8 protein-coding genes and 2 pseudogenes are annotated in these 6,548 nt (G+C 77.6%); all 10 read right to left on the bottom strand.

Annotated elements, in window-relative coordinates; all coding sequences use genetic code 11:
* A pseudogene (locus tag GTQ99_RS24450) lies at positions 1-533 on the bottom strand (hypothetical protein); the annotation flags it as partial.
* Positions 533-1,198 carry a hypothetical protein gene (locus GTQ99_RS18075; protein ID WP_166617112.1) on the bottom strand — a complete coding sequence of 222 codons (666 nt, stop codon included), beginning with the start codon at positions 1,196-1,198 and terminating at the stop codon, positions 533-535. The pseudogene GTQ99_RS24450 and the gene GTQ99_RS18075, both read right to left, overlap by 1 nt.
* A complete protein-coding gene (locus GTQ99_RS26315) occupies positions 1,192-1,683 on the bottom strand; it encodes a pilus assembly protein TadG-related protein (protein WP_166617111.1) in 492 nt (163 codons plus the stop codon). The genes GTQ99_RS18075 and GTQ99_RS26315 overlap by 7 nt, the downstream gene beginning before the upstream one ends.
* Positions 1,680-2,093: a TadE/TadG family type IV pilus assembly protein gene (locus GTQ99_RS27145; RefSeq protein WP_166617110.1), complete on the bottom strand. Its 414-nt coding sequence runs from the start codon at positions 2,091-2,093 to the stop codon at positions 1,680-1,682. Before GTQ99_RS27145 ends, GTQ99_RS26315 begins: the two co-directional genes overlap by 4 nt.
* Positions 2,090-2,461 carry a TadE family protein gene (locus tag GTQ99_RS18060; RefSeq protein WP_166617115.1) on the bottom strand — a complete coding sequence of 124 codons (372 nt, stop codon included), beginning with the start codon at positions 2,459-2,461 and terminating at the stop codon, positions 2,090-2,092. Before GTQ99_RS18060 ends, GTQ99_RS27145 begins: the two co-directional genes overlap by 4 nt.
* A gap of 50 nt (positions 2,462-2,511) precedes the next feature.
* Positions 2,512-2,793: a hypothetical protein gene (locus GTQ99_RS18055; RefSeq protein ID WP_205707742.1), complete on the bottom strand. Its 282-nt coding sequence runs from the start codon at positions 2,791-2,793 to the stop codon at positions 2,512-2,514.
* Positions 2,794-2,853: 60 nt separating this feature from the next.
* The gene (locus tag GTQ99_RS18050; RefSeq protein WP_166617109.1) at positions 2,854-3,804 is read right to left on the bottom strand and encodes a type II secretion system F family protein; all 951 of its coding nucleotides are present in this window, start codon (positions 3,802-3,804) and stop codon (positions 2,854-2,856) included.
* A complete protein-coding gene (locus GTQ99_RS18045; RefSeq protein WP_338075086.1) occupies positions 3,801-4,700 on the bottom strand; it encodes a type II secretion system F family protein in 900 nt (299 codons plus the stop codon). The genes GTQ99_RS18050 and GTQ99_RS18045 overlap by 4 nt, the downstream gene beginning before the upstream one ends.
* Positions 4,697-6,034 (bottom strand): TadA family conjugal transfer-associated ATPase, encoded by a 1,338-nt coding sequence (locus tag GTQ99_RS18040; protein WP_166617113.1) that lies wholly within the window; start codon positions 6,032-6,034, stop codon positions 4,697-4,699. The genes GTQ99_RS18045 and GTQ99_RS18040 overlap by 4 nt, the downstream gene beginning before the upstream one ends.
* A gap of 56 nt (positions 6,035-6,090) precedes the next feature.
* Positions 6,091-6,548, bottom strand: a pseudogene (locus GTQ99_RS18035) (hypothetical protein); the annotation flags it as partial.

Here is a 6,548-nt window from a genome sequence, read left to right as displayed (position 1 = left end):
GGGTTGGCCGTCGGGTCCGCCGTGGGGTTCGCGGTCGGGTTCCCCGTGGGGCTCGCGGTCGGGTTCCCCGTGGGGTTCGCGGTCGGGTTCGCGGTCGGGTTCGCGGTCGGGTTCGCGGTGGGGTCCGCCGCGGGGACGGGCAAGGGCGTCGCCGGGCCGCCGGCGAACGGCGCGGCCCAGGTCTTCGGCGTCAGGTCGGTGGACCCCGCCGGCAGCAGCCAGCACGTCGGCGGTGGGCTGCCCTGCAGCAGGTCGGCGTAGCTGCGCGCCCCGCCGCGGCCGGAGCACAGCATCCGGTAGTCCCCGGCGGCCGAGGACCAGGTGCGGCAGGCGCCCGCGACGCCGTAGCCGTCGGAGGCGGCCAGCAGCCGCGCGCCGCCGGCCTCGGCGGCCCCGGCGGGTGCGGCCGCGACGCCGCTCGCGAGGAGCAGGGCGGCGGTCAGCAGCGCGGCGGGCCGGGCGGTCGCGGCCGCGGTGGACGGAGCTGCGGTGGACGGAGCTGCGGTGGACGGGGCCGCAGAGGGAGCGCGCATTAGAACCTCTCCACGACGACGTCGGCGGCCGAGCACTCGCCGCCGTCGGTGACGAGGTCGTCGACGAGCCAGCGCTCGCCCTGGCGCACCACGACCGCGCGGGCGGTGGCGAAGTGCGCGGCGTTCACCGGCTGCCCGCCGGCGCGGTCGACCTGCCAGCCGCGGTCCTGCAGGCACACCTGCAGCGCGACGCGGTCCTCGCCCTCGCGGGTGCTGGTGCGCACCCCGAGCGGGTAGGGACCGGGCATGCGGTCGCCGAGGTTGGCCGCCAGCAGCGGCAGCGCCCACTGCTGGGCGGCCGGGGTGAGCGTGGCCGTGAAGGCGGGCAGCTGCGCGGGGTCGGCGACGCCGGCGTTGACGGCCAGCGCCTGCTCGCGCAGGTAGGCGCGCACGGCGACGACGGCCGGGTCGCCGTCGTAGGTGCCCGCGGCGGCGGCGACCGCGCTCGCGGAGGCCGTCGGCGCACCGGCGTCCGCGGCACCGGCCGGTGCCGCGGCGGGTGCCGGGGGCGCCGGCGGTGCCACGTCGGAGGCACCGCCGGAGCAGCCGGCGCCGCCGAGGACGGCGGCCAGCACCGCGGCGCCCGCCGCGGAACCCCTCCTTCCCGCACCCCTCGTCCCGGAAATCCTCCTCGCGGAACCTCCCGCCGGGGGGATGCTCAGCACGATCGACCCTCCCTGCACGTCACGTCCTCCTCGCTCGTCCCCTCGAAGGGGCGGGCCCGGCCGTCACCGGCGGCCCGCAGTCGCTGCACGCCGACCATCCCGAGCAGCGTCGTGCGCAGCTCGAGCTCGACGTGCGTCTCGACGACGATCCGCCGCCCCAGCGGATCGCCGTCCTCGGTGGTGCCCCGGAAGCAGTGCTGCGGGTCCACGACGGGCGCGCCGGCCGCGGCCGCCGCCTCGCAGTAGGCGTTGACGCGCTCGCGCACCTGGTCGACCGGCAGCAGCCGCAGGTCCTCCGCGTCCAGGTCGATGGCGGCGGCTCCGGCGCGGGCGGCCTCCTCGGCGTAGGCGACGGCACGCGCGCGCGCCGTCAGCTGCCGGGAGGCGTCGACGACCAGCCCGGCCAGCAGGAGCAGCACCAGCGCCAGCACGGGCACGGCGGGGGCGATCGAGCCCTCCTCGCGCCCGCCCGCCCAGCGCGTCACCGCAGTTCCCGGTTGGGGTCGAGCGGGCTGGAGAAGGCGCTGCGCACGTCCAGCGAACCCGGTGCACCCGGCAGCCCCAGGTCGGCGATGGAGTAGCTGCACGAGGCCGTCACGGTCACCGGCCGGCCGGCGCGGAACTCGGGGATCGGCTCCACGACCAGCGAGTCGGCGCAGTCGCCCGGACCGACGGCCACCTGCAGCACCTGCAGCGCGACGCGCTGCGCGTCGTCGGCCGAGCGGGCGCTCGTCGCGCTGCGGGCGGCGTCGCGCACCCCGGCGTCGAGGGTGGCGCCCACCTGCCCGACCCGGGCGTAGGCCAGCAGCAGCGCGATGAGCAGCAGCAGCGCGGGTGCGACGAGCGTGAACTCCAGCGCCACGCTGCCGCGCTCGCGCTCGGCGGCGGCGTTCACCGCACGCTCCGGAAGCGCTCGGCGGTGCCGCTGACCCGCTGGGTGGTGCGCAGGTCCAGACCGGGCACGAGGCTGACGACGCGCCCGGAGACCTCCACGGTGACGCGGGTGCGCTCGGAGTCCCAGCTCGTGCTCACCCGCGGTTCCAGCAGCGACTCGCGGCCGATGGTGGTGGCGAACTCCTCGACGTGCCGGCGCACCGCCGGGTCGGCCGCGGCGGCCTGCTGCTCGTCGGTGACGACGCGCAGCTGCGCGACGCCCTCGCGGGCGGAGGCCAGGGCGACGGAGCGCCCGTAGGCCCACAACCCGGCCTGGATGCCGAAGAACACCAGCAGCAGGAACACCGGGGCCAGGAACGCCATCTCCAGCGCGGCCGACCCGCGGTCGCCGGCCGTGCCCTCGCGGGTCGGCTGCCGGGTCAGCTGCCCGCGGCCGTCCCGCCCGCGCAGGCGTCGCCCACGGCCACCGTCGCGCAGGTCTCCAGCGCCTCGCTCTTGGTCTGCACGATCTTGTAGATCGCGCCGCCGATCACCGAGGCCGCGACCACGACGACCGCCGCGATGATCGCCCACTCCAGCGCCGAGGCGCCGGCGTCGCGGCCGCTCGCGGCCGCCCTGCGGGCCCGCGCCGACAGCGTCCGGGCCAGGCGGGTGAGGAACGTCCCGCTCGTCGGGGAGGTCGGGGAGGTGGTGCTGGACAAGGTCGGTCCCTTCGGTGGTGGCGGTCGCGGCGGTGGCGGTGGTCGCGGTGGTCGTGGCGGTCACGACTGGCTCATGAGGTTGGAGACGGCGGGGAAGGCGAGGAACACCATGAACGCCGTGCACAGCAGCAGCTGGGCGACGAGCATGGACTGCGACTTCTCCCCCGCCTCGCCCTCGACGTCGGCCATGTCGCGCCGGCGCATCGTGGCGGCGCGGGCGGCGAGCGAGGCGCGGATCTTTGCGCCGTCGTCGGCGGCCAGCGCGAGCGCGCCGGCGAGGTCGGACAGCTCCGGCACGGCGAGCTCGGTGCCGAGGTCGCCGAGCGCCTCCCAGGGGCTGGCGCCCAGCAGGCGGGCGTTGGCCAGCGCCTGGCGGATGCGCACCAGCGCCCAGTAGTCGCTGACCGACGCCGAGCTCAGCAGCGCCTCCGGCAGGCCGCGCCCGCCGGCCAGGTTCATGGCCACGAGGTCGGAGAACACCCCGACGACGCGGCGGAAGTCGCGGCGGCGGCGTTCGGCGTCCGCGCGCAGCGCGAGGTCCGGCACGAGGAAGCCCGCCGCGCCGAGCACCAGGGCCAGCGTCAGCGGCACCCCGCCGGGCAGCGGCACGCCGAACACCCGCAGCACCGCCCAGCACACCGGTGCCAGCAGCAGCAGGAGCAGCCCGGCGACGACCTTGGTGGCGAGGAACTCCCCCGTGCGGCGGCCCAGGACCGCCAGGTCAGCGCGCGTGCGGCGCAGCCGCCAGCCGCGCTCGCCGCTGAGCACCTCCAGGCGGTCGGCGAGCGCCGCGACGAGGCGGCCGAGGGTGGAGGCGGTGCCGAGCAGGCCCCGGCCGGGCGCGGCCGAGGCCGCGGCCTCGGCCGCCGACAGGACGGTGCGCGCCGCCGAGCGGCGCGCGTCGTGGCGGGCGACCTGCACGGCCACCGACGGCTGCGGGCGCACCAGCGCGGCGAGCAGGAGCACGACGCCGAGGGCGCAGACCGCGCCGCTGAGCAGGGCGAGGTTCACCGGGCCACCGCCTGCGGGCGACCGGGGGCGGTGCGCTGCGCGGCGGCGAGGAAGCGCTCGTGGGTCTCCACCCGCGCCAGCCGGCGCAGCCAGGTGAGGCCGAGCAGGAACAGGCCCGCGACGACGAGCAGCGCCAGCTGCCCCGGCACCGAGGAGTACGGGGCGACGTAGTCGCGGTTGAAGACCGCCAGCAGGCCCATGACGCCGAGGACGATGAGCAGGACGATGCGCACGCTGCGGCGGATGCTGCGCCGGCTGGCCTCGATGCGCCGGCGCACGTCCAGCTCCTCGCGGGTGGAGGCCGCCAGGGCCGTCAGCACGTCGCGCAGGCCCGGCCCGCGCAGGCGGGCGTTGAGCACGAGCGCGGCCACCACGACGTCGGCGCTGGGGTCGTCGACGTCGTCGGCGAAGCGCAGCAGGGCGTCCGGCAGCGGTTCGCGGATCCGCAGCCGGTCCACCAGCAGGTTCAGCGAGGGCCGCAGGACGGCCGCCGAGGTGCCGGCGGTGGCCGGGATGGCCTGCTCGAGGCCGATGGCGCCGGCGATGGTGTCGCGCAGCGACTCCGTCCAGGTGGCCAGGGCCTCCAGGCGCGCGATGCCGCGGCCCTCGTCGGCGCTGCCGCCGACGAGGCGGTCCCAGCCGGCGACCAGCAGCCCGATGCCGGCGGCGGCGACGAGCCAGCGGGTGAGCAGCAGCACGACCAGGCCCGCGACGACGCCGGACAAGGCCTGCCGGCTGAGCCGGGCCGCGGTGCGCCGCCGCCACGGCGGCCGCCCGCCCGCGACGGCGGGGCGCCCCAGCACGCCGAGCACGGCCAGCAGCAGGCCCAGCCCGGCGGTCGCGGCGGTCGCGGCGACGAGGACCTCCGGCGCCACGCCGGGCAGCGGGGCGCTCACCCGCCCCACCGCGTCAGGACGGGGGCGACCCAGCCGGCCGCCTCGAGGTCGGCGGCGCACTGCAGCGGGGCGTGGGCGCGCGCGACGCCGTCGGCGCCGGCGGTGAACACCTCGGAGCTGAGGACGCGGCCGTCGACGCCGGTGACCTCGCGGACGCTGGCCACGACGCGGCGCAGCCCGCCGCCGAGGTGGTAGGTGTTCTGCTTGTCGAGGAAGACCACGAAGTCCACCGCGCCCGCGATGAGCATGTGGCTGGCCTCCACGGGCAGGTGCTCCTCGGCTTGCAGGGCGTAGGTGGCGATGCGGTTGAACACCTCGGCGGAGGAGTTCGCGTGGATCGTCGACAGGGAGCCGTCGTTGCCCTGGCTCATGGCGTTGAGCATCGTGACGATCTCGTCGCCGAGGACCTCGCCGACGATGACGCGGCTGGGGTTCATGCGCAGCGAGCGGCGCACCAGCTCCGCCATCGTGACCCCGCCGACCCCCTCGGAGTTCGGCAGCCGCTCCTCGAAGGCGACGGCGTTGGGGTGCGCCTGCACCTGCTGGTCCAGGCCCAGCTCGAGGGCGCGCTCGACGGTGATGAGGCGCTCGTGCGGCGGGATCTCCGCGGCGAGCGCGCGCAGCAGCGTGGTCTTCCCCGAGTTCGTCGACCCGGCGATCATGATGTTCTTGCGGGCGCGGACGGCCGCGCGCAGGAACTGCGCGAGGTCCTCGTCCATCGACCCGCCGGCGACGAGGTCGGCCAGCGAGGCGCTGGAGAGCCGGGCGCGCCGGATGCTCAGCGCGGGCCGCTGGCAGACGCCCATGACCGCCGACAGGCGGGAGCCGTCGGGCAGGCGCAGGTCCAGCTGGGGGTTCGCGGCGTCGAAGGGGCGGCTGGTGAGCCCGACGTTGGAGGCCAGCACCTGCACGAGCTCGACGAGGTCCTCGTCGGAGTCGGCGACCGGCGCCGACAGCTCCTCGCGGCCGTCGGCGTAGCTGACGAAGACGCGGTCGCAGCCGTTGACGTCGACGTTCTCGACGTCGGGGTCCTCCAGCAGCGGCTGCAGCCGGCCCACGCCGAACAGCGCGGCGCCGATGGCCGCGGCCACGGCCTCCTCGGCGGCCGGGGCCAGCGGGGGGCGGCCGGCCTCCATCTCGGCGCGGGCGTGGTCCTCCAGGACCTGCACGACGAGCGAGCGGGCGAACTGCCGCTCGTCGGCGCCGGACATCGGCGGCCGCCCGGCGGCGTCGTCGCGGCGGCGCTGGGCGGAGAGCCGATCGGCGACCTGCACGCGCAGCCGGCGCACGAGCTCGTGGTCGACCTGCTGCGCCTCGCGGCGCCCGACGGGCAGCCCGGTGCTCGGGGGGGTGCTCAGGGCGGTGCTCAGGGCGGTGCTCAGGGCGGTGCTCACGCGGCCTCCTCCGCGGTGCCCGCGAGCACGGGGCGCGCTCCGGCGCCGGCGGCGGTGGCGAGCGCGCCCACCAGGGTGCGCCCGGCGCGCACCAGGGCGGTGCGCTCGGGGCGCGCGGTGCGGGCCCCGTCGAAGACGGCGGCGCCCGCGGGGTCCAGCGGCAGCCGGCCGAAGTCGTCGACCCGGTCGCCGACGGAGCGCAGCAGCTGGGCCACCTCCTCGTCGCCGCGGCGCAGCGGGCCGACGCGGACGACGCCGATGCGCGGCAGCAGCCCGTCGGCGCGGCGCAGCGAGGTGGCCAGGGCGCGCAGCCGCTCGCGGGCGTGCAGGACGCCGCTGACGTCGGCGCGGACGACGAGCACCACCACGGCCGACTCGCGCAGCAGCGGCAGCACGAGCGGGTCGGCACCCAGCCGGCCGGCGTCCACGACGACGTCGACGGGCTCGCGGCGGC

The sequence above is a fragment of the Kineococcus vitellinus genome, from assembly GCF_009906315.1.
Taxonomy (GTDB): Bacteria; Actinomycetota; Actinomycetes; order Actinomycetales; family Kineococcaceae; genus Kineococcus; species Kineococcus vitellinus.
Note: the sequence above shows the minus strand (reverse complement) of the source record. Positions and strands in the feature narration are given on the sequence as shown.